The following is a 21,049-nucleotide window of genomic DNA, read 5'->3' as shown; positions in this document are numbered from 1 at the left end:
CCCCGACGGCGTGCGGGGCGACGCGACTGCGGGCTCGGCGCTCGCGTGCGCGGCGTCGTCGGATTTGGCGTGTTGGGTCGGGTGCATGCGGGATCTGCGCTCAGGCCGATGGGGACGAGAGGAGCTGGGGGGAAGCGTCTTCGCGCCGGGCCGCGGCGCGGCGCGGCCGCCCATGCACGATGCCGAAGACCACCGGCACGAAGAACAGGGTCGCGAGCGTGGCGAACAGCAATCCGCCGATCACGGCGCGGCCGAGCGGGGCGTTCTGGCCCGGCTCGATCGCCATCGGCGCCATGCCGATCATCATCGCCAGCGCGGTCATCATCACAGGCCGCAGCCGCGTCGCCCCGGCCGCCAGCGCGGCCTCCATCGCCGTGCGTCCCGCGTCGAGCTGCTCGCGGGCGAAGCTGATGACCAGGATCGAGTTGGCGGTCGCCACGCCCATGCACATGATCGCCCCCGTCAGCGCCGGCACCGAAACGTGGGTGTGCGTGGCGAACAGCATCCACACGATGCCGGCGAGCGCCGCCGGCAGCGCCGTCACGATGACGAACGGGTCGACCCAGGACTGGAAGTTGACGACGATGAGCAGGTAGATGAGCACGATCGCGAAGGCGAGGCCCACGAGCAGCTGCTGGTAGGCCTGCGCCATGGTCACCGCCTGCCCGCGCACCGTGACGGTCGCCCCCTTCGGCAGGTCGGCCCGCGTCGCGTCGATCGCCCCCTGGATGTCCGCGGTGACGCCGCCGAGATCGCGGTCCTGCGTCGTGGCCAGGATGTTGACGGTGGGGGCGATGTTGTAGTCGGTCGCCACCGCGCTGAGCGGCTCGGGGCGGATCGTCGCCAAGCCCCCCAGGAGCTGCTCCGAGCGGGCGGCGGTGATCGGCAGGTTGTTGAGCGCGCCCAGCGTGTCGATCGAATACTGCGGCGTCTGGACGGAGACCGGGTAGGACACGCCGTTGCGCGGGTCGAGCCAGTAGGTCGGAGCGGTCTGCGTGCTGCCCGACAGCGTCGCCTGGAGGCTCGCGGCCGCGTCGCCCTCGGTCAGGCCGACGACCCCGGCGAGCGCGCGATCGAAATCGACCCGCAGCGCCGGGTTGCGCGCCTGCTCCTGGATGCGGGCGTCCGCGACCCCGGCTACGCGGCGGACCCGGGCCAGGAGCATGTTGGCGTAGGCGCGGCCCCCCGCGATGTCGCGGCTGGCCACCTGGACATCCAGCGCGGCGGGGGAGCCGAAGTTCAGGATCTGGCTGACGATGTCGGCGGGCAGGAAGGCGAAGGTCACGCCGGGAAAATCCTGCGGCAGGCGCTCACGCAGCTGCCGAGTCAGCGCCGCGGTCGATGGGCCGCCCTCGCTGCCGCCACTGGTCTCGTCGAGGGTCACCAGCATGTCGGCGTCGAAGGTGCCGATGGTGCCGCTGTTGCCATAGGAAATGTTGATGCCGCTGATCGGAAGGCCGATGTTGTTGACGACGCTGGCCACCCGTTCCGGCGGAATCAGCGCGCGCAGCCGTCCCTCGACCCGCCCGGTCAGTGCCGTCATCTCCTCGATGCGCGTGCCCGTCGGGGCCCGCAGGTGGATGCGGAGCGCCCCTGCATCCACGTCCGGGAAGAAGTCCCGCCCGAGATAGGGGACGAGGCCGAACGACAGGCCGACCACCGTGAGGAAGCCGACAGCGAACGACTTCCGGCGCGACAGCGCCAAGCCGAGCAGCCCGAGATAGGCCTGCCGCAGGGCCTCGAAGCGGCGCTCGAAGCCTCGCTGAAACCGGGCGAAGGGGCCGGGCTTGTTCGCCGGATCCTGCCCGTGGGCGTGCTCGGTCAGCAGGTAGCGCGCCAGCGTCGGCACCAGGGTATAGGTGAGCGCGTAGGACGCGATCATCGCAAATACCACCGCCATCGCCAGCGGCCGGAACAGGAAGCCCGCCACGCCGCCCAACGCCAGCAGCGGCACGAAGGCGATGCAGATGCAGAACAGGGCGACGGTGGCCGGCGGCATGATCTCCTGCGCCCCGCGGGTGATCGCGGTGACGATGTCCTCGCCGAACTCTTCCATGTGCCGGTTGATGTTCTCGATGGTCACGGTCGCGTCGTCGACGAGGATGCCGACGGCCAGCGCGAGCCCGCCGAGCGTCATCACGTTGATGGTCTGCCCGAGCGCCGAGAGCGCGATCAGCGAGCACAGCACGGCGAGCGGGATCGACACGGTGATGATCAGCGTCGAGCGCCAGCTGCCCAGGAAGACCAGGATCATCAGGCCGGTCAGCGCGGCGGCGATGACCCCCTCGCGCACCACCGCCACCACGGACTCGCGCACGAAGCCCGACTGGTCGGCCACGTACTTGAGGTCGACGCCCGTCGGCAGGCCCGCCTGGATGGCGGGCAGGCGCGCCTTGACGTCGGCGATGATGTCCAAGGTCGAGGCGTTGCCGATCTTGAGGATCGACATCAGCACGCCCTTCTTGCCGTCGAGCTGGACGACGTTGGTCTGGGGCGGCGAGCCGTTGCGCACGTGTGCGACGTCGCGCATGAAGACCACGGCGCCGTCCACGACCTTGACCGGCAGGTCGTTGAACGCCTCGATGCTCTTGGGTGAATCGTTGAGGTCGACGATCCACTCGAAGCTCCCGATCTTCTGGGTGCCCACCGGATTGATCAGGTTCTGCCGGGCCAAGGCCGCGCCGACGTCGGCCGCCGACAGGCCGTGGGCGTGCAGCGCCGACTGGTCGAGATCGATCTGCACCTGGCGCGCGGCGCCGCCGTAGGCGTAGGGCAGCTGCGCCCCGGGGATCGTGGTGAGCTGAGGCCGGATGAAGTTCTGCGCGAGGTCGTTGAGCGCCGTCTGCGAGAGGCTGTCGCTGGACAGGGCGAGCTGGATGATCGGCACGCTCGACGCGTTGTAGGCGAGCATCAGGGGCGGCGTGACGCCCGGCGGCAGCTGCTTGAGCTGCGTCTGCGAGATGGAGGTGACCTGCGCCTGGGCTGCGGTGATGTCGACGCCGGGCTGGAAGTAGATCTTCACGATCCCGTAGCCCGGGACCGATTGCGACTCGATGTGCTCGATGTCGTTGACCGTGGTGGTCAGCGAGCGCTCGAACACCGATACGATGCGTCCCGCCATGTCGTCGGGCTGCAACCCGGTGTACTGCCAGACGACGCTGATCACCGGGATGCCGATCCGGGGGAAGATGTCGGTCGGGGTGCGCACGATCGCCATGACCCCGAAGATCAGGATCAGGATCGACATCACGACGAAGGTGTAGGGCCGCAGCAGGGCCAGTCGGACGATCGCCGCCATACCTTGAATTCGCCTCGATCAATCCGTTGGGCGGGGCTCGACGGCCGCGTACAGAAGCATATCGCATCATGCATTCATCGGGCCAGTGCGGCAATTTGATGACGTCACGCGCGCGAGGCCACCAGAAACAAGGAGATACAATCCTCTATTGATGGTCAGTGCAGTCAACTCTGCTGTCGTTGACGGCACTGAATACGATTCGTAGCGTACTTTTATGGCACGCCGAGCGATGAATGCGACCTGACGATTTAAGCTGCCGCTGCGGCAACCCGAGCTTTCTCTTGAATGAGGGCGCGGTGGGACTGACCCACACCCGCTTTGAATTCACAGCGGATCTCGGACGACACGGGTGCCGGACCGGCGGCTCATCGTTCGATGCGGTAGACGCCGCGGTCTGGAGCGAGACCGGGCGGACGTTTATTGGTCGATGAGACCGCACCACGGTTTTCGGACGGTGAACGCCATTTCCGCCATCGGAGTTGCTGCCCAACCGGCAGCCGGCCCGGATTGTCGCCCGACATCCCACCCTGTGATGTCCAAAACCAGGCCATCCTCCTGGCGTTGCCCCCCGTCCCGGCCGCCGGATCCGGATGGTCCGGCAGCCGATCGCTTCCAACCCGGCAGCGCTCGCGTCAACAGGGGCTTGGCCCGGCCTGACGTTCCGCCATCGGTCTCCCCCGGCCTGGGGCACGGCAACGGTACGCGCTGACCAGCGGCCATCGGCGAAGGCTTCTGCGAAAACGCCTTCCTGAACCTCGTCATGGATCACGAGCGCCGCACGCACATCGTCCAGCCTCAGGTAGCCGCCACGCCACCATCTCCAGCCCGACGGGGATCAGGTCGACGCGATCCTGCATGAATACGGCCATAACCGCGCGTCGCAGGCGCTCGCACGGCACCGCGTCGGTCAGTCCGAGCTGGTTCTATCGCCGATCATCGACGTCATTGCCTAAACATCAGGACGGGTCAGCGGCTGGAGTCTTGACGGGGGCTTCCAGAAACGGTGGGCGAAATCACTTGGCGAGGACCTGCTTCGCCGCCACTCCAAGGGCGCGCACGCCGGAAACTAGGTCTGCGTCGCAGGTATCCTCTGCCCAGTGATGGCTGATACCGCCGATCGATGGGACGAACAGCATGGCGGCCGGCAGGATGCGGGCCACGTTCTGTGCGTCGTGTCCGGCCCCCGAGGGCATCACCTGCCAGCGGCCGGGGCAGACCTGTTCGGCCGCTTCCGAAAGGGCACGCATCAGGTTCGGGTCGCACGGGGCGGGGATCGCCTTCGAGAGGGCCGTGAGCGTGGCGGTGCAACGCTCCCGCCGGTTCGACTCGCGCACCAGCGCTTCGAGGCAAGCCTCCATCCGCTCCAGCACTGGAATCGACACGTCTCGGAACTGGAAGGCCACCTCGGCCCGGCCCGGGATGATGCTGTAGCCGCCGGGATCCAGGGTGATCCGTCCTGTCGTCCAGGTGCTGCGCGGGCCGCAGACCTTCGGAAATTCCCGGTCGGCCGCCGCAAGGAGGCGTACCGCCGAGAGCCCGGCATCCCTGCGCTCGATCATTGTGGTGCCGCCGGCATGGTCCTGGTTGCCTTCGAATAGGATCTGAAACTGCCAGATCGCCACGATGCCGCTGACCACGCCGAGATGCTGGCCGGCGGCTTCGAGCTGCGTGCCCTGCTCGATATGCAGTTCCAGGAAGCCACGGTAGCGGGCGGGATCCAGCTGCATCCGGGAAAGGCCCGCGAGCCCTGCGGATTCGAGGGCCATCCGCAGGGGCGTGCCGTCTGTGCGGTTGCAGGCGGCGTCGATCTCACCCTCCGTCAGATCACCGATCGCCGAGCGGCTTCCCAGGAAGCCGCCGGAAAAGTGCCCCTCCTCGTCGGCGAAGGCGACGACGTCGACGGGCAGCCCGGCCCTCGCCAGCGCCAGCCCGGCGACGACGCCGAGCGCCCCGTCGAGCCAGCCGGCCTCGTTCTGGGTCTCGATGTGGCTGCCGACCAAGAGGTGGGGTCCCGGGCCGCGATGACGACCGAGCACGTTGCCGATGCCGTCGATCGACGCCTCAAGACCGCATTCTTCGAGCCGGGTCATCAGCCAGCGGCGCGCCTGCATATCCTCAAGCGAGAAGGTCGGCCGGTGGACGCCGGTGCGGAACCGGCCGATCTCGCGCAATTCGTACAGGTCGGCCAGAAACGTTTCGGTATCGATCTCGGTCATGCTCGGTCCATGCGAATGATCGCGTTCGGTGGTCATCGCCCCACCCTCTCTCAGAGATCGAGGGTCACGCCGCCCCGAGCACGCGAGACGCATGGCGTCATTCGATCCCGCCGTTTCCCGACCGAGAGAACGACATCGCGATGGATCACCGTACCGTCGCGATAGCCGCACTCGCAGGCGCCACAGACCCCGAGTTCGCACGAGGCGGGCTGAGAGATGCCGTGCTCCCGCAGGACGTCGAGGAGGGAACGATCCGCTGGCACGTGAAGCAGGGCGCCTGTCGATGCGATGTGCGCCTCGAACGGCTCGGGCTTGGAGGTCTCGTCCGAAAGGGCGGCGAAATGCTCGACATGGACCTGCTCCGGCGGCCAGCCCTTCTTGCCAAGAACAGCCTGGACGGCCTCGGTGAGGCGCCGCGGGCCACAAGCGTAGACGTGGGTGTCCGCAGCAGAGCCACCCAGCCGTGCTGGATCGAAGCGCTGTCCTTGATCGGAGAACCAGTGCTGAAGGCGATCACCGCAGACTGCGCGGACAGGTGCGAGAAGGGGCGCGTCGGCCGCGGAGCGTGCGCAGAAATGCAGATCGAAGTCAGCCTCCTCGTTGGCAAGTGTCCGCGCCATGGCGAGGAGCGGCGTTACGCCGATCCCACCCGCAACGAGGATGTGGCGGCGTGCAGCGGGGGCGAGTGGAAAGTTGTTGCGAGGCGCGGAAACGTCAGCAACCGAACCCGCGGTGAGGTTGCCGTGCACCCAGGTCGAACCTCCGCGACCCGCATCCTCGCGCTTGACCGCGATCTCGTATCGGCCGCGCTCGGCAGGATCGCCGCAGAGCGAGTACTGGCGCACGCGGCCGTCGAGGAGCCGCAGATCGATATGGGCACCCGCTGTCCAGGATGGGAGTTCCGGCCGACGCGGATGAACCAGGGTGAGATGCAAGACGTCGGACGTCGTCGCGACGGCCGCCGCAACCTGCAACTTCATGATCAGGCGCGCGCTCACGAGCTAGTCTACCATCTCGATCGTATCGCCGACGCGAATGATGCCGCCTCGCTCGATCCCGCAATTCAGGCCCGAGCGGTTGTACAGCGGCAGATAGACAGGCTGGCCGAGGAGTTCCTCAAGGTATCTGCAGGGGAAGTTCAGCCGTCCGCCGCGCAAGATCACCTCACCGACGCGAAAGCGTCGTCCCACGAGGTGGTTCAGGGGAACGCCGCGGACGGTAAGGTTGCGGCGGTGATCGATGGGCGCGATGTGCATGGGGCCACTCTGCAGGGGCGGGTCGTTTCGGTTGATCGCATCCAGCGCCTCCTGCTCGATCAGAGTCACCTCGCGGGTATCCGGCTTGGGCGAATAGGTGCCGGAACCGAGATAGTAGCGGTCGCCCTCGATGCCGCGTCCGGCCACGCACCGGGCCTCGGTATGCTCCTCCATCTCGTAGCTCGCTGCTGAAGCCGTATGGATGTTGAGCAGGACGCCCTGCCATCCCACGGCTCCGCCGGGGACGCCGACTGCGATCGCGCCGGCTGGGTGCGAGAACGCCTCAACCATGCGGGGAGCCGATGCGTCCGTCATCGGGTGGTCTCCGGCCGGGTCGCGAGGGCGATGGCTTCGATCTCGACCATGGCGTCGCGGGGCAGCCGTGCGACTTCGATCGTCGAGCGCGCCGGGGCATCGCCAGGGAAGTGCTCCGCATAGACGGCATTCATGGCGCTGAAGTCGTTCATGTCCTTCAGAAACACGGTGGTCTTGGCCACGCTCGCCAGACTCGCGCCACCCGCCTCTAGAACCGCTGCGAGATTGGCCAGCGAGGCGCGCGTCTGCGCCGCGATGCCGTCGGGAAATCCACCCGTTTCCGGGTCGATCGGGAGCTGCCCGGAAGCGAAGACCAGATCGCCGACACGGGTCGCCTGGGCGTAGGGACCGGCCGCCGGAGCAGCTTTGTCCGTCTTGATGATCGTCCTATTCATCCATCCTCCTCGAAGCCGACAGGCTCCAGAATCCATCTACGATACTAGAAAATTATCCACTGTGAAGGAGTTGTGGGTGGCGGTTTCCCGCTGTGTCAAAAACCACCCGGGTCCGGCCGCTCAATCGATCTGACGCCGCGCGGTCTCTGGCGAAAGGAACGCGGCAGTCAGGGTCACGCAGGCCAGCACGATCAGGTAGATCGAGATCGGCCAGGTCGCACCGCTGCTCCAGGTCAGTAGGGCTGCGGCGATGAGTGGCGTGAAGCCACCGCTGAGGGCAGCCCCGACCTGAAAGCCGAGCGAGGCACCGCTGTAGCGCAGGCGTGCGTCGAACAGTTCCGACATCCAGGCCGCCCCCGTACCGAACATGATGCCCTGGCCGAAGCTCAGGGCTACCGCGACGGTCAGTGTGATGATGGTCGGGTTTCGGGTGTCGAGAAGCTGAAATAGTGGGAAGGCGAAGACGATCGAGAACAGGCACGCGGCCACGAACAGGGCGCGCCGGCCGAAGCGGTCCGAGAGCCATCCGAAGACCGGGATCGTGAAGAGCTCGATGATGGCCGCGACGAGGATGCCGTTCAGAATGACGCTACGAGGCAGGCCGAGTTGCCCCGTCACGTAGGAAATCGAGAACACCGTGACGATGCTGACATAGGCGATCTCCGACACCTTCAGGCCGACAGCCTTCAGGAAGGTGCGGGGATGCTCGGTGAGGATTTCGACCACCGGGATCTTCGCGACGGCGGCACGCTGCTTCACGCGCTGGAAGGAAGGTGTCTCATGCAGACGAAGCCGGATGAAGAGCCCGACAGCGACGAGGAAGGCGCTGGCCAGGAACGGCAGGCGCCAGCCCCAGCCAAGGAACTCGGCCTCGGGCATGAGCCCGGCCAAGGCGAAGGCTCCGATGGAGAGGATCACGCCCAGGGGATAGCCGAGTTGAACGATGCTCCCGAAGAAGCCGCGCCGATGCGCCGGTACGCTCTCGACCACCATCAGGACCGCACCGCCCCATTCCCCGCCGATCCCGATACCCTGAACCAGCCGAAGGGCGACGAGGAGGATCGGCGCCCAGACGCCGATCTGCGCATAGGTCGGAAGGCAGCCGATCAGGAAGGTGCCGAGGCCCATGATCATGATCGTCAGGGACAGCATGGCCTTGCGGCCGATCCTGTCGCCGAAATGGCCGAAGACGGCGCCGCCCAAGGGGCGAGCAAGGAAACCGACCGCATAGGAGCCGAAAGCCGCGATGGTCCCGACGACGGGATCAATGCTCGGGAAGAAAAGCTTGTTGAACACCAAGGCACTGGCCGTGCCGTAGATCAGGAAGTCGTACCATTCGACGGTCGTGCCGATCACGCTCGACCAGACGATCTGTCGTTGGTCCGCGCGCGAGCTCTCATTCTGGTCGAGACCGGATTCCGCCTCCATCGCGATCGCCGCACTGGCCATGATGTTCAGCCCTCCACCGACTTGGAGAAATTTCCACTCACGTGGAGGCAATCGGCATGCCAGCTGAGTGTGGATCTTTCGGCGAGGACGCGGCAGGACGGTGGCGCAGGAGCGCGACATCTCGGGCGACGATGCCCGGGGGGCTGCGAGGGTCGGAACACCGGGGCGCGGGGCTCGTGCAAACGTCCCGCTGATCAACTATTCAGGGGCAAAGCTGACCCGCACGGCCATGCTGCCGGGGTACCGGAAGGATGGGAGTGGATGACGGCATGTCGGTGAGGGAGATGGTCGCCCCGGGGCAGAGCGGGACGGAGACGAGTTCTCAGATTTACGTGTCCGAGGAGATCCGTCGCCGCCGCAGGGAGCTTCACCTGTCTCTGGAGGCGCTGGCGACGCGGTCCGGCGTGAGCCGCTCGATGATTTCGAAGATCGAGAGAGCCGAGGCGGTCCCGTCGACTGTCGTGCTCTCGCGCTTGGCCGAGGCGCTCGGGGTGACCTTCTCGCGCCTGATGTCACCCACGACCGAACGCGAGGTGCTGCTGATTCCGGCGCGCCGGCAGCCCGTGCTGCGGGATGACGAGTCGGGCTTCCTACGCCGGTGCCTGTCCCCGGTCCTGCCGGGCCGAGGCATCGATCTGGTGCTGAACACCCTGCCGCCCGGTGGCAGCACAGGCGAGTTTACCGCCCATCGCCCCGGCGTTTCGGAATACATCTACATCCTGCGCGGCCGCCTGCGCGCCGTGATCGGCGATCGGACCGTCGTCGCCGAGACGGGGGATAGCCTGTACTTCGAAGCCGATGCCGGGCACGCCTTCACGAGTCTCGGCAAGGAGCCCTGCGAGTATATCCTGGTGATCGATCCGTCCCGCGCTCGGTAGCGAGCCGGTGTCGGACGCCCGGGTTTTCGCATGCGACGTTTAGGTTCGGCGTAACCGGCCGGCGTGAGCGACAGTCCGTCCGTTTCCTGAAAGCGTGTTGGTGCGGCAGGCCGATGTCGCACCGGACGATACTGCTAGGCGCCCGCCGCCTCCACGGTGGATGAGCCGATCCCCGCTCGGTTCAGCGGTGGAGCGACCCGGCAGCTGCCGCCCCATCGGCGCGTTGGGCGTACCATGCGGCCAGACGCATCGCCTCGCAATGGATTTGCCCTCAAGCGAAGCACAGAGCGGCTCGAGTGCGGACGGAGCGCCTCCAAGGATGGAAGACCGTTTTGACATTGCCGTCGTGGGCCTCGGGGCCATGGGTAGCGCAGCCCTCTATCAGTTGAGGCTGCGCGGGGCGAAGGCGGTCGGGATCGATCGCTTCGCCCCGCCGCACACTCTGGGATCGAGCCACGGCGAGAGCCGCATCACCCGTCAGGCCGTCGGCGAGGGCCGCGACTACGTCCCCTTCGTCCTGGCCTCGCACCGGATCTGGCGGGCCCTGGAAGCGGAGACCGGCGAGACGCTGCTGACCGCCTGCGGCGCCCTGGTGATGGGGCCGGGCAGCGGAATCTCCTCCCATCACGGCAAGCCGGATTTCGTCGGACGCTCGATCGACGCCGCGCAAGCCTTTGCGATTCCCCACGAGGTCCTCGACGGGCACGAGGTCGCGCGCCGCTTCCCGCAATTCCGGAATCTCACCGGCGACGAGAAGGCCTATCACGAGCCGGGCGGCGGCTACGTGCGCCCCGAACGCTGCATCGCCGCGCAACTGCGCCGAGCCGGCGAACTCGGCGCAGCAATCCGAACCGGGACGACGGTGCGTTCGATTCTCCAGGAACCGGGCGGGGTCCGCATCGAGACCGACCACGGCGTCGTCCTGGCCGATCAGGTGGTGGTTGCGGCCGGGACCTGGACCGCGCCTCTTCTCGGCGCACCTTTCACGGACCTGCTTACGGTTAACCGGCAACTCCTGCACTGGTACGCCCTCGACGACGCCTCGGCCTACGGCCCCGGCGCGCCGGTCTTCATCTGGATGCACGGCGCCGGCGACACGGACTACCTCTACGGCTTCCCGCCCCTGCCGGGCGAGGCCCAAGTCAAGGTTGCCACCGAGCAGTACGAGATTGCCACGCCGGCCGAAGCCCTCGATCGCACCGTAAGTTCTGACGAATCCGCCGCCATGTACCAGCATCACGTGGCGGGCCGGCTCGCCGGTGCGACGGCACGGGTGACCCAGGCCGCCGCTTGCCTCTACACCGTGACGCCCGACCGCGGCTTCATCATCGACCGCCACCCGCGGATGGACCGGGTCCTGGTTGTCTCGGCCTGCTCCGGGCACGGTTTCAAGCACTCGGCGGGGATCGGCGAGGCCGTGGCGAACGAGATGGTTCGGGCCGACGGCCGCATCGATCTCGCGCCGTACTCGCTCGCGCGGTTCGGCTGATCCCCGGAGCGATGGCCTATGGATTGCTTGACCCGGTTTAACCGGAAACGGCAGTCTCCCCGAAAAGCGCTCGTCGAGCCCTGGTCTCCTCTCCGGTGACCCGGATTTACCAAGCACAAGGTATCGTTCCATGCGCATGCGGACTTCGGCGTTCCTCGGCTCTCGCCTGCTCGCGGCCGCCGCCTTGCTTTCCGCCTCCTCGGCGATCGCGGCGGACGGGATCGAGGCGATCAAGCAACGTGGGACGCTCGTCGTCGGTGTGAAGGCGGATTACCGCCCCTTCGGCTTCCGAGATCCGAGCGGGGCGATCATCGGGTTGGAACCGGACCTCGCCGCCGACGTCGCCAAGCGTCTTGGTGTGAAGCTGGAACTCGTGCCGGTGGTCTCTTCGAACCGGATCGAGTTCCTGCAGCAGGGCAAGGTCGATCTCCTCATCGCCACGCTCTCGGACAAACCGGAGCGACGCCGCGTAGTGCAGGCGATCGACCCGCAATACTATTCTGACTTCGTCAACGTGATGCTGCCGAAGAACGCCGGCATCACCGACTGGGCGCAGCTCAAGGGAAAGCCTCTCTGCGCCACCTCTGGAGCCTGGTACAACAAGGACGTGGCCCGCTCCTACGGCGCTGAGATCGTCGCCTTCGACGGTTCCGAGAAGCCGCTCTTCGCGCTCAAGCAGGGCAATTGCGTCGGCTACGTCTACGACCAGAGCATGCTGCAGGGTAAGCTTCTCGACGCAGACTGGAAGGCTGACTACGCCCTGCCGCTGAAGGGCATCCTCGACGCCCCCTGGATGATGGCCGTAGCGCTCGGCAACAGCTCGCTGCAGGCCCTTTTGGAGACGACGACCAAGGACTGGATGAAGTCCGGCTTCGTCGTCGAGGAGGAGAAGAAGTGGGGGATCGAGCCGACGGAATACTCGAAGGCGATGCACGAGAAGTACAAGAACGCGACCAACTGAGCCGCGCTTGGCCGTTCGACGGGCCGTCTTGAGGAACACGATGGACGCCGTTCCGAACTGGTTCCGGTCCCTCTACGAGACCACGGGCTTCAACTTGACGGTCTTCTACGACCCCTACGACTGGCATCGCTACGTCAACGGTCTGAAGATCACCCTGCTGCTCACGGTGACGACGATCCTGGTGAGCCTCGTCATCGGCGCCGTGGGGGCATTCATCCAGGGTGGCCCGTCCCGCTTCCTGTGCAGCGTCGTGAACGGCTTCGTCGTCGTGTTCCGCAACACGCCGCCGCTGGTGCAGATCTTTTTCTTCTATTTCGGGCTCGGCACCCTGCTGCCGGCGGCCCGAACCGCCGACGGTTTGCGCGTACCCCTCCTCGACAACGTGCAATGGGCCATCGTCTCGCTGGCCCTGTTCGCCGGGGCCTTCAACGTCGAGATCTTCCGCTCGGGCATCGAGGCGGTGCCGCGCACCACCGTCGAGGCGGCCGAGTCCCTCGGCTACACCCGACGCAAGGCCTACCTCTACGTCGTGCTGCCGCTCGCCCTCCGGGTCTGCCTGCCGGCCCTGAACAACAACCTGATCAACCTCCTGAAGACCACAACCCTGGCCTACGCCATCGCCGTACCCGAGACACTCTACGCGGTGAAGCAGATCTGGTCGGAGTCGCAGAACGTGCTGGAGATGATGATGGTGCTGCTGGCGACCTACGCGGTCCTCGTCGGCGTCCTCGTCTGGATCATGCATCGCTGGGAGCGGGCTCTGCAAATCCCGGGCTACAGCCGGTGAGGCCGCCGCAGACCGCGAGCGACCTGCCGGTGCTGCTGCCGTTCCGGGTCTCGCGCACGCGGGCTCGGTTCGCCGTAGGGCCGGTCCGGGCCGGGCTCCTCGGGGCCGGGCTCGCCGGGCTCGTCCTCGTGGCGCCGGCCTTCGCGCAGGGGCCGGACGCGGTGCTGTCGCCGTTCCAGGTCGTCCTGCGCTGGGCGCCGCTGCTGCTGACGGGCTTTGCCTTCAACGTCGCGATCTCGCTCATCGCGATGCTTCTCGGCACGGCCGCGGGCGTCGGGCTGGGGCTCGGCCTCTTGAGCGAGGGCCCGATCCTGCGCCGCATCGCCTGGGCCCTGACGCAGTTCTTCCGCAACGTGCCCTGGCTGGTGCTGCTGTTCTTCGTCATGTTTCTTGTGCCGTTCCAGGTCACGGTGCTCGGCGTGCGGGTGCCGCTGCCCGACTGGATCAAGGCGACCGTGGGGTTCGCGCTTCCGGTGATGGCCAACGTCGCCGAGATCGTGCGCGGCGCCGTGCGCTCGGTGCCGGCCACCCAGTGGGAGGCAGCCGAGTCCCTGGCCTTCACCCGGCGCCAGACGCTGTTCCGCATCATCCTGCCTCAATGCCTGAAGCGGATGCTGCCGCCTTGGATGAACGTCTACGCCCTGATTGCCATGGCCACGGTTCAGGCCTCGATCGTGGGCGTCACCGAGATGCTGACGCTGACGGCGCAGGTACACGCGGCGGAAGGAGGCCGGCCGGAGCTGTTCGCGCCCCTCTACGGCTTCGCCCTGCTGTGCTTCTTCCTCTACTGCTACCCGATCGACCGGTTGACCGCGCGCCTCGAGCGGCGCTTCGAGACGGCGTGAGGCCTCGCGTGTCCGATGGTGCGTCCCCGATGCTGAGTGTTCCGCCCGCCGATCTGCCGATCGTGCAGTTGCTCGACGTGCACAAGTCCTTCGGCGAGGCCGAGGTCCTCAAGGGCATCAGCTTCGCCGTGCGCCGGGGTGAGGTCGTCTGCATTATCGGACCGTCGGGTTCGGGCAAGTCGACGCTGATCCGCTGCATCAACGCTCTCGTACCGCTCACCTCCGGCACGATCCGGGTCGATGGGATCGAGGTGGCCGACCCGAAGCTCGACAAGCTCGCCCTGCGGCGCAAGGTCGGCATGGTGTTCCAGCAGTACAACCTGTTTCCGCACAAGAGGGCGCTGGAAAACGTTATGATGGCGCCGATCCACGTGCTCGGCCAGGACAGGCGCGAGGTCGAGGTCCGGGCGCACGCCCTCCTCGCCAAGGTCCGGCTCGCCGGCAAGGAAGCGGCCTATCCGGGCGAGATGTCGGGAGGGCAGCAGCAGCGGGTGGCCATCGCCCGCTCGCTCGCAATGCGGCCTGACGTGATGCTGTTCGACGAGGTCACAGCCGCGCTCGACCCGGAGACGGTCAAGGAGGTGCTGGTCACCATCCGCGAACTCGCCGAGGAGGGCATGACTTGCATCCTCGTCACACACGAGATGAACTTCGCCCGCGAGGTCGCCGACCACGTCTACTTCACCGATCGCGGTGTGATCGTCGAGCACGGGCCGCCCGAGTCGCTGTTCTCGTCCGCTGTCGACCCGCGCACACGACGATTCCTATCGCAAGTTCTTTGAGAGCCTATCCGAGTAGAGGCAGACAAACTCTTGGCATCGCCCCCCTACCCGATAGGAAGGTGATCGGCGGCTTGCGGCCCAACCCATCCGTTCGAGACGACATCGTGGCTGCCGGAAAGCGGACGTAAGCCCCCGTTGTCGTGGGCGGCAGGAAATGGCCGAAAGCGGAGCGGCATTTTCCGGGTTAGATGGCTGGCATTGCGGGCATCCGGATATTTGTCGCTGACAACATGCTGATGTGCGAACTTGTCTTCATAGAAATAGAGCATTAGCCTGAACATAGAGCATGATCCTGCGCACACATGATGGCCATCTCAGGAGCGACGGTGCAAAGCGACAAATCCTTCCTGTCGCGGCTACGGGTGAGCAGGAAGACGTCCTTGCCAGGCGGCACGGGTCCGAGTTCAGTCGTTCTCAACATCGGGTCTCTGCGCCCGATGTAGTGAGGAAGAAGCACAAGTCCGGCTCCGGACCGCGCGGCGATTGATTGTGCGAATCGGTCATACACTTGAGAAGCCAGGCCGCGCGGGAAGTGCCGCGTCACATCCGGCGGCAGGACTTCCGATGGACGCCAGAGTCGTGACCGTCGGCCTGGTGGCACCTCGGCTGTCCCAGACGCTGGATATCGTCGGGCTCGCCGACGCGTTCGCGCAGGGCGGCCAAGGGGCGGGGGCACGCGTGTCGTACGCCGTCACCCTCCTGGGCACCGAGTTCGGGCCGATCACTGCGGCGTCGCGGGTTCGCTAGGCTCTGAATGGTGCCTGCAGCGCTTTCTATCGAGGACGTCGGAGATGATCTTTCTACGCGGTCACCAGCATCCGCGTGTTTATTCAGCTTCGGTGGATTGCTGCCGGCATGCTCTCGAGCGCTTTCCTTTGCGCAAAGCTGGAAATGTCGCGCGGCGGTCCGCTTGGCGCTGTTGATAAGGCGGCGGGGCGCTGATGTGTCAGGGGCGCGGACGGCGATTGATGGAACGCGGCCAACTTGAAGTTCGCATGGGACGGGTTGGAAGAAGCGGATACGCGCGAAAAGGGCAAATCCCACAGGGGGCCCCACCATATCTCCAGTGATTCCAGCCGGCCCCTAGATTGTAATCCAATATCCCGCATATGCGACAAATAGGCAGTTTGATCGAGAAATTAATCTATAATTTACGGCAAGAATTACAATTCAAGTCGAAGAGGTCGTAGACCCTCCGGCTGGGAGTCTGTTGGTGCGCTTGTTCGATAGCTCTTTCCGTGCGCTGTTCGAGGCCATCGACCGCTCGCGCGCCCGCATCGCGTTCGCCCCCGATGGCACGATCCTCGATGCCAATGCGAATTTCCTCGGCCTCGTTGGCTACACGCTGGCGGAACTGAAGGGGCAGAACCACCGCAAGCTCGTCACGCCGGCAGAGCGCGACGCGCCGGCCTATCACGCGTTCTGGGACGCATTGCGCAAAGGGGAGTCCCAGACCTGCGAGTTCAAGCGCATTGCCAACAATGGTCGTGCGATCTGGATTCAGGCGACCTATAATCCGGTGCTGGACCGCGCCGGCCGCGTTCGCAAGATCGTCAAGTTCGCGTCCGACATCACCTCGCAGGTTCAGCGCGCGATCGACCATGAAGGCCAGCTTGCTGCCCTCAACCGCTCGCAGGCGGTGATCGAGTTCTCTCTCGACGGCACCGTCCTGACGGCCAACGCCAACTTCCTCGCTGCCGTCGGCTACCGGCTCGATGAGATCCGCGGGCAGCGGCACAGCATGTTCGTCGATGCGGACGAACGGACGGGGGAGGCTTATCGCAACTTCTGGGCTGAGCTGGGACGCGGCGAGTTCATGTCGGGCGAGTTCCGGCGGATCGCCAAGGGGGGGCGTGAGGTCTGGATCCAGGCAACATACAATCCGATCCGTGATCGCGATGGGGTTCCGATCAAGGTGGTGAAGTTCGCGACCGACATCACGGCCCAGGTGCACGAGCGGCAGCGTCGCGCCGAAGCGCAGCAGGCGATCGGCACCGATCTCGACGCGATCGGCCAAGCCGTCGAGAACGTCACCCGTCAGACGGCCGAGACCGCCGGCACGGTGGGGCAGGTGTCCAACGACATCCAGTGCGTCGCCTCGGGCGCGGAGGAGTTATCGGCTTCGGTCGGCGAAATCAGCCAGCAGGTGAGCCATGCCGCGCGGATGGCCGCCCAGGCGGTCGAGCAGGCACAGCGCACGGGCAGCATCGTCGCCGGGCTGAGCGGCCAGGCGGCGCAGATCGGCGACGTGGTGACACTGATCCAGGGCATCGCCGCGCAGACCAACCTCTTGGCCTTGAACGCGACCATCGAAGCAGCGCGCGCCGGCATGGCCGGGAAAGGTTTCGCGGTGGTCGCCTCCGAGGTGAAGGCGTTGGCTGAGCAGACCGCCAAGGCGACCGACCAGATCCGTGAGCAGATCTCCGCCACACAGGCCGCCGCACGCGAAGCCGTGGATGCCATCGGCTCCATCCAGGGAACGATACGCTCGCTCGATGAGGTGTCGGGCGCCATCGCCGCTGCTGTGGAGGAACAGTCCGCCGTGACCCGGGAGATGTCGGGAAGCATGCATACGGCCGCCCACGGGGTGACGACGATCGCCGGAAGCATGGAGGACATCGCCCGGGCAAGCGAGCAGGTCGATCAAGCCACCCGAAAGGTTCGCCAGGCATCACGAGCGGCTGTCTAGAGACGTCGTCCCAGGCGCGGACGAGATGAGCGCTGAGTTCGCTTCTCTTGTCCGATGGTCCAAGCCGACGCGGTCGGTCGTCGGCTCAAGCGCACGTGATACGATCGTGGATGCCGATCAGGAAAACGGATCCACCAACGCAGTGCCGGTTCGCTTGCTGCTCCAAGGCCTACGCGCTCGACGGGAGACATTACGATCGGGCATCGAAAGATTTTGGACGTCTTCGTTGCAGATGCACGCGAGCTTTGGTCCCTCCACCGACGACCTGAAAGACATCTCCGTGCGAGCCCTAGCGGAAGTCGAGCTCCTGATCCGACACGGCAAAACTCTGCTCGGTCCACACCTAAAGGCGCAACCATAAAAAGGCGCGAGTAAAGCCACCGCAGCCAGGTGCGATGGCCACCTCTGATCACCGGACACTTCCGACTCTGATATCACCAGTGAAGTCGACATGCATTCGATTGTGACTTGCGTTCGAGACTTCCACGACGAGCAGCTGTTGCTGTTGGCCGCAGTCGTATGCAGCGTCGGCATCTACGCCTCATCCGCCATCGCCGCTCATGCGGCGCGTTCGGAAGGCGTAGCTCGGCGCAAATGGGGCATCGTCAGTATCGTCGCCGCCGGCTGTCCGTAACCGTGCTGGCGCGCGAGGAGGTGCCCTTCGCCAAGCGCTTCGGCGAGGCGGTGGGCGCAGCGCTGAAGCAGTACCATGCCGACAACGGCGTCACGTTCGAGACCGGCTCCGTCGTCAGGATCACTGGCATCAGTCCTGTCGAAGCTGTCGAGACGAAGGACGGACGGCGCCTCCCGGCCGACATCGTTCTCGTCGGCGCAGGTGCAGATCCGGAAAGCAGCCTGATCGCAGGCGTCGAGCCCGGCGAGGGCGGCGGTCTCGAGGTCGGCGGGGACCTCAAGCTCGCGGACGGCGTCTGGATCGCAGGCGATATCGCCGCTTTCCCGGAGAGGGCGAGCGGCGAGACCGCACGGATCGAGCATTGGCGTCTCGCGCAGCAGCACGGCACCCATGTGGCCCATGCCATCCTCGGCCGAAGCGGCGTGTTCGCAGGTGCTCCATTCTTCTGGAGCAACCAGGGCGACAAGCGGCTCGATTACGGTGGATACGCCAAAGGTTTCGACCGGATCATCGTTCAGGGCGACCCCGCCGCCCTCGACTTCATCGCCTATTACGTCACCGGCGACAGAGTGACCGCCGCCTGCAGCATCGGCCGCAACAGTGCCTTCACCGCCTTCCTGCACTTGCTCGGCCTCGGAAGTCTTCCCTCGGCGGCCGAGATCGAGGCCGGGGCGGACCTGCCCACCCTTGCGCGCGAGGCTGCCTAGCGGCTGTCCGGCAACCGATCGCGAACCGCGGCAAGGTCAGGCGCTAGGTTCAGGGATCAAGCCGCCGGGTCGGCGTGGCGCCGGCCCTCCGTCCTTTCGTGCCGCGCGGACCGCCGCGCCCCCAGGGCATCGGCGGTCGAATGCCGTCCGGCGTTCACGACCGATCGGAATGGGCGAAAAGCCGACATGCGTCGCATTCCGCGCTCACGTCCGGTTTCTCGGGTCTGCGTTCCAAGAGTAGACTTGCGGAAACCTAGCCGCCTCGGACGTTCCGCTCTCGACCCTTCCGGACCCTGGGGAGGTCCGCTTCTCGGTAGCTTGGTGGAGGATGACCTCCGTCCAGGTCGAATGGATTGGGGGTTGATCCGCTTCGGGGAACTCAAGCTATGAAGCAGACCTTCGTTCGGGCAACGACTTTCGGCAGGCAGACTTCGGCGAGGTTTGGCCGGGCGGTCAGACCAGCCGTGCGCCGCCGTCGATGTGGAGGGTCTCGCCGTTCATGAAGCCGTTGCTCATAAGGAAGACGACCGCTGCACCAGCCTCCTCCGCCGTGCCGAGACGACGCTGGGGGAGCTTCTCGGTGAGGGCGGCGACGTAGGCGTCGCGATGCGTGCCCAGCGTATGGGAGAGAAGCGGCGTGTCCGTGGTGCCGGGTGAGAGCGTATTCACGCGTATCGGCGCGAGTTCCAGCGCCAGACCCCGGGCAAAAGCCTCCATCGCGGCCGAGGCGGCGGCGAGCACTGCCGTTCCCTGGGCGCTCGGGCGATCCGCCAGCGCTCCCGAGATGAAGGTCACGGAGCCATCGGAAGCGAGGCGTTCACCGAGCGTCCGTAGGGTATGGACGGCCGCCCAGATCCGCTCGTCGAAGGCGCGCTTCAAGTACTCGACCTCGGCATCCAGGACCTTGCCGGCGACGAAGGTGCCGGCGAGGAGGACGAGGTGGTCCACGTGCGGGATGTCCACGAGGGCCTGTGCGATGGTCTCGGGCTTGGTCACGTCGGCCGCACGCCAGCCATTGAAGCCGTTCTCCGTCGCGACCCGCTCCGCGCCCTCAGGGTTGAACCCGACGACGATGACCTTGGCGCCCGCGGCCTTGGCCTGGATCGCGGAGGCCAAACCGATGCCGGAGGTGCCACCGAAGATGACGACGGTGCGATCTTGAAGGGTGGAAGCCGCAAGCGAGCTGATGTCGTTCATGGTCCTGATCCTCGTGCTCCAGGCGTCGGTCGCCGGGGACCAAAACCTAGATCTTCGCTTTGGGCTTGATAATTCTGCCGCATGGCGGTTCAGTTACGCCATGACGGCACAAATTGGGCTCGACCGGCTCACCGGCCTCATCGCATTCGCTCGTGCCGGCTCGCTGGGGAGCTATACCGCGGCAGCGCGCGCGCTCTCGATCTCGCCCTCCGCGGTGAGCAAAAGCGTCCAGCGCCTAGAGCAGCATCTTGGTCTGCGCCTCTTCCACCGAACCACCCGGTCGCTCACGCTCACTTCGGAAGGACGCGACCTGCACGAGCGAGCGCTTCGCCTGCTACGCGATGCCGAGGAGATCGAGCAGATGGCGGTGGCGGCCCGCTCGGAACCGGCCGGGACCTTGAAGGTCACGGCGCCGTTGCCGGTAGGGCTGCACCTGATTGCTCCGGCACTGCCCCGTTTCCGTGAGCGCTACCCGAAGCTGATGGTGGACCTGCGCCTCGGCGATGGCTTTGCCGACCTGATCGCGGACGGCATCGACGTCGCCATCCGCGTCGGGGATCTCGGAGACAGCCGACTGATCGCTCGAACGCTGGCGCCACACCGTGTCTGCGCATTCGCATCCCCGGCCTATTTGGTCCGGCGCGGAACCCCGCGGCATCCGGACGAACTCGTGGACCACGACTGCGTGAACTTTCGCTTCCAGAGCACTGGCCAAGCGCTACGCTGGCCTTTTCGAGCCGGGGATCGCATTCTGGAGATCGTACCCAACGCCGGCATCGTCACCGACAACAGCGACGCCGTTGCATCCGCCCTCGTCGCGGGTGGCGGCATCGGCATCTCGCCGACCTATCTGGCGGCTCCCTTCGTCGAACGCGGCGAACTCATCCCGATCCTGCATGAGTATTCCGTGGACCGCCACGCAATGATCGCCCTGTGGCCGGAGAGCCGCCGGGGCAATCCAAACGTGAAGGCGTTCCTGACCTTCCTCGGCGAAATCTTTCGAACCCCGGCGCCCTGGGACGTGACAGTGGCAGCTCATGTGGGCCGCATGTCCCAGGATCGTGTTGGTAAGCCCGTCTAAGCTCGATGGCGACCGAGCTCGAAGGCTGACGGCAAGGCCATCGCGCTCGATAGCGATCCACTTGCGGGGA

17 protein-coding genes are annotated in these 21,049 nt (G+C 66.1%); 10 read left to right on the top strand and 7 right to left on the bottom strand.

Annotated elements, in window-relative coordinates:
* Positions 1-100 precede the first annotated feature (100 nt).
* From FV230_RS01675 to FV230_RS01650, 6 genes are all read right to left on the bottom strand, one after another.
* The gene (locus FV230_RS01675; RefSeq protein ID WP_147840977.1) at positions 101-3,298 is read right to left on the bottom strand and encodes an efflux RND transporter permease subunit; all 3,198 of its coding nucleotides are present in this window, start codon (positions 3,296-3,298) and stop codon (positions 101-103) included.
* 1,013 nt (positions 3,299-4,311) lie between these two features.
* A complete protein-coding gene (locus FV230_RS01670) occupies positions 4,312-5,514 on the bottom strand; it encodes a Zn-dependent hydrolase (protein ID WP_147840976.1) in 1,203 nt (400 codons plus the stop codon).
* Positions 5,515-5,564: 50 nt separating this feature from the next.
* On the bottom strand, positions 5,565-6,512 hold the full coding sequence (locus FV230_RS01665) for a PDR/VanB family oxidoreductase (RefSeq protein ID WP_147840975.1): 948 nt from the start codon (positions 6,510-6,512) through the stop codon (positions 5,565-5,567).
* Between the two features lie 3 nt (positions 6,513-6,515).
* Positions 6,516-7,085 carry an MOSC domain-containing protein gene (locus FV230_RS01660; RefSeq protein ID WP_147840974.1) on the bottom strand — a complete coding sequence of 190 codons (570 nt, stop codon included), beginning with the start codon at positions 7,083-7,085 and terminating at the stop codon, positions 6,516-6,518.
* Entirely contained in the window at positions 7,082-7,480 is a 399-nt protein-coding gene (locus FV230_RS01655; protein WP_147840973.1) for a Rid family detoxifying hydrolase, read from the bottom strand. Before FV230_RS01655 ends, FV230_RS01660 begins: the two co-directional genes overlap by 4 nt.
* Positions 7,481-7,600: 120 nt before the next feature.
* Positions 7,601-8,908: an MFS transporter gene (locus FV230_RS01650; protein ID WP_243983876.1), complete on the bottom strand. Its 1,308-nt coding sequence runs from the start codon at positions 8,906-8,908 to the stop codon at positions 7,601-7,603.
* 353 nt (positions 8,909-9,261) lie between these two features.
* Between FV230_RS01650 and FV230_RS01645 the strand changes: the two genes are divergently transcribed.
* From FV230_RS01645 to FV230_RS01605, 9 genes are all read left to right on the top strand, one after another.
* Complete coding sequence (locus FV230_RS01645) at positions 9,262-9,807, top strand: XRE family transcriptional regulator (RefSeq protein ID WP_246686458.1); 546 nt, start codon at positions 9,262-9,264, stop codon at positions 9,805-9,807.
* A gap of 319 nt (positions 9,808-10,126) precedes the next feature.
* Positions 10,127-11,296 (top strand): N-methyl-L-tryptophan oxidase, encoded by a 1,170-nt coding sequence (solA, locus tag FV230_RS01640; RefSeq protein ID WP_147840984.1) that lies wholly within the window; start codon positions 10,127-10,129, stop codon positions 11,294-11,296.
* 130 nt (positions 11,297-11,426) lie between these two features.
* A complete protein-coding gene (locus tag FV230_RS01635) occupies positions 11,427-12,257 on the top strand; it encodes a transporter substrate-binding domain-containing protein (protein WP_246694683.1) in 831 nt (276 codons plus the stop codon).
* A 40-nt stretch (positions 12,258-12,297) separates the two neighbouring features.
* The gene (locus FV230_RS01630) at positions 12,298-13,044 is read left to right on the top strand and encodes an amino acid ABC transporter permease (RefSeq protein ID WP_147840971.1); all 747 of its coding nucleotides are present in this window, start codon (positions 12,298-12,300) and stop codon (positions 13,042-13,044) included.
* A complete protein-coding gene (locus tag FV230_RS01625; protein WP_147840970.1) occupies positions 13,041-13,889 on the top strand; it encodes an amino acid ABC transporter permease in 849 nt (282 codons plus the stop codon). The genes FV230_RS01630 and FV230_RS01625 overlap by 4 nt, the downstream gene beginning before the upstream one ends.
* Positions 13,890-13,918: 29 nt before the next feature.
* Positions 13,919-14,671, top strand: coding sequence for an amino acid ABC transporter ATP-binding protein (locus FV230_RS01620; RefSeq protein WP_147840969.1), 753 nt, complete (start codon positions 13,919-13,921; stop codon positions 14,669-14,671).
* A gap of 564 nt (positions 14,672-15,235) precedes the next feature.
* Complete coding sequence (locus tag FV230_RS01615) at positions 15,236-15,418, top strand: hypothetical protein (RefSeq protein ID WP_147840968.1); 183 nt, start codon at positions 15,236-15,238, stop codon at positions 15,416-15,418.
* A 460-nt stretch (positions 15,419-15,878) separates the two neighbouring features.
* A complete protein-coding gene (locus FV230_RS01610) occupies positions 15,879-17,360 on the top strand; it encodes a PAS domain-containing protein (protein WP_147840967.1) in 1,482 nt (493 codons plus the stop codon).
* A gap of 636 nt (positions 17,361-17,996) precedes the next feature.
* A complete protein-coding gene (locus FV230_RS01605) occupies positions 17,997-18,701 on the top strand; it encodes an FAD-dependent oxidoreductase (RefSeq protein ID WP_246694682.1) in 705 nt (234 codons plus the stop codon).
* A gap of 453 nt (positions 18,702-19,154) precedes the next feature.
* On the opposite strand, the gene FV230_RS01600 is transcribed toward FV230_RS01605, so the two are convergent.
* Positions 19,155-19,898, bottom strand: coding sequence for an SDR family oxidoreductase (locus tag FV230_RS01600; protein ID WP_147840966.1), 744 nt, complete (start codon positions 19,896-19,898; stop codon positions 19,155-19,157).
* 100 nt (positions 19,899-19,998) lie between these two features.
* On the opposite strand from FV230_RS01600, the gene FV230_RS01595 reads away from it, so the two are divergent.
* Positions 19,999-20,979, top strand: coding sequence for a LysR family transcriptional regulator (locus FV230_RS01595; protein ID WP_147840982.1), 981 nt, complete (start codon positions 19,999-20,001; stop codon positions 20,977-20,979).
* Positions 20,980-21,049 lie beyond the last annotated feature (70 nt).

This window comes from Methylobacterium sp. WL6 (assembly GCF_008040095.1).
Classification (GTDB): domain Bacteria; phylum Pseudomonadota; class Alphaproteobacteria; order Rhizobiales; family Beijerinckiaceae; genus Methylobacterium.
The sequence above is the reverse complement of the archived record's forward strand: the minus strand, read 5'-3'. Positions and strand labels throughout refer to the sequence as shown.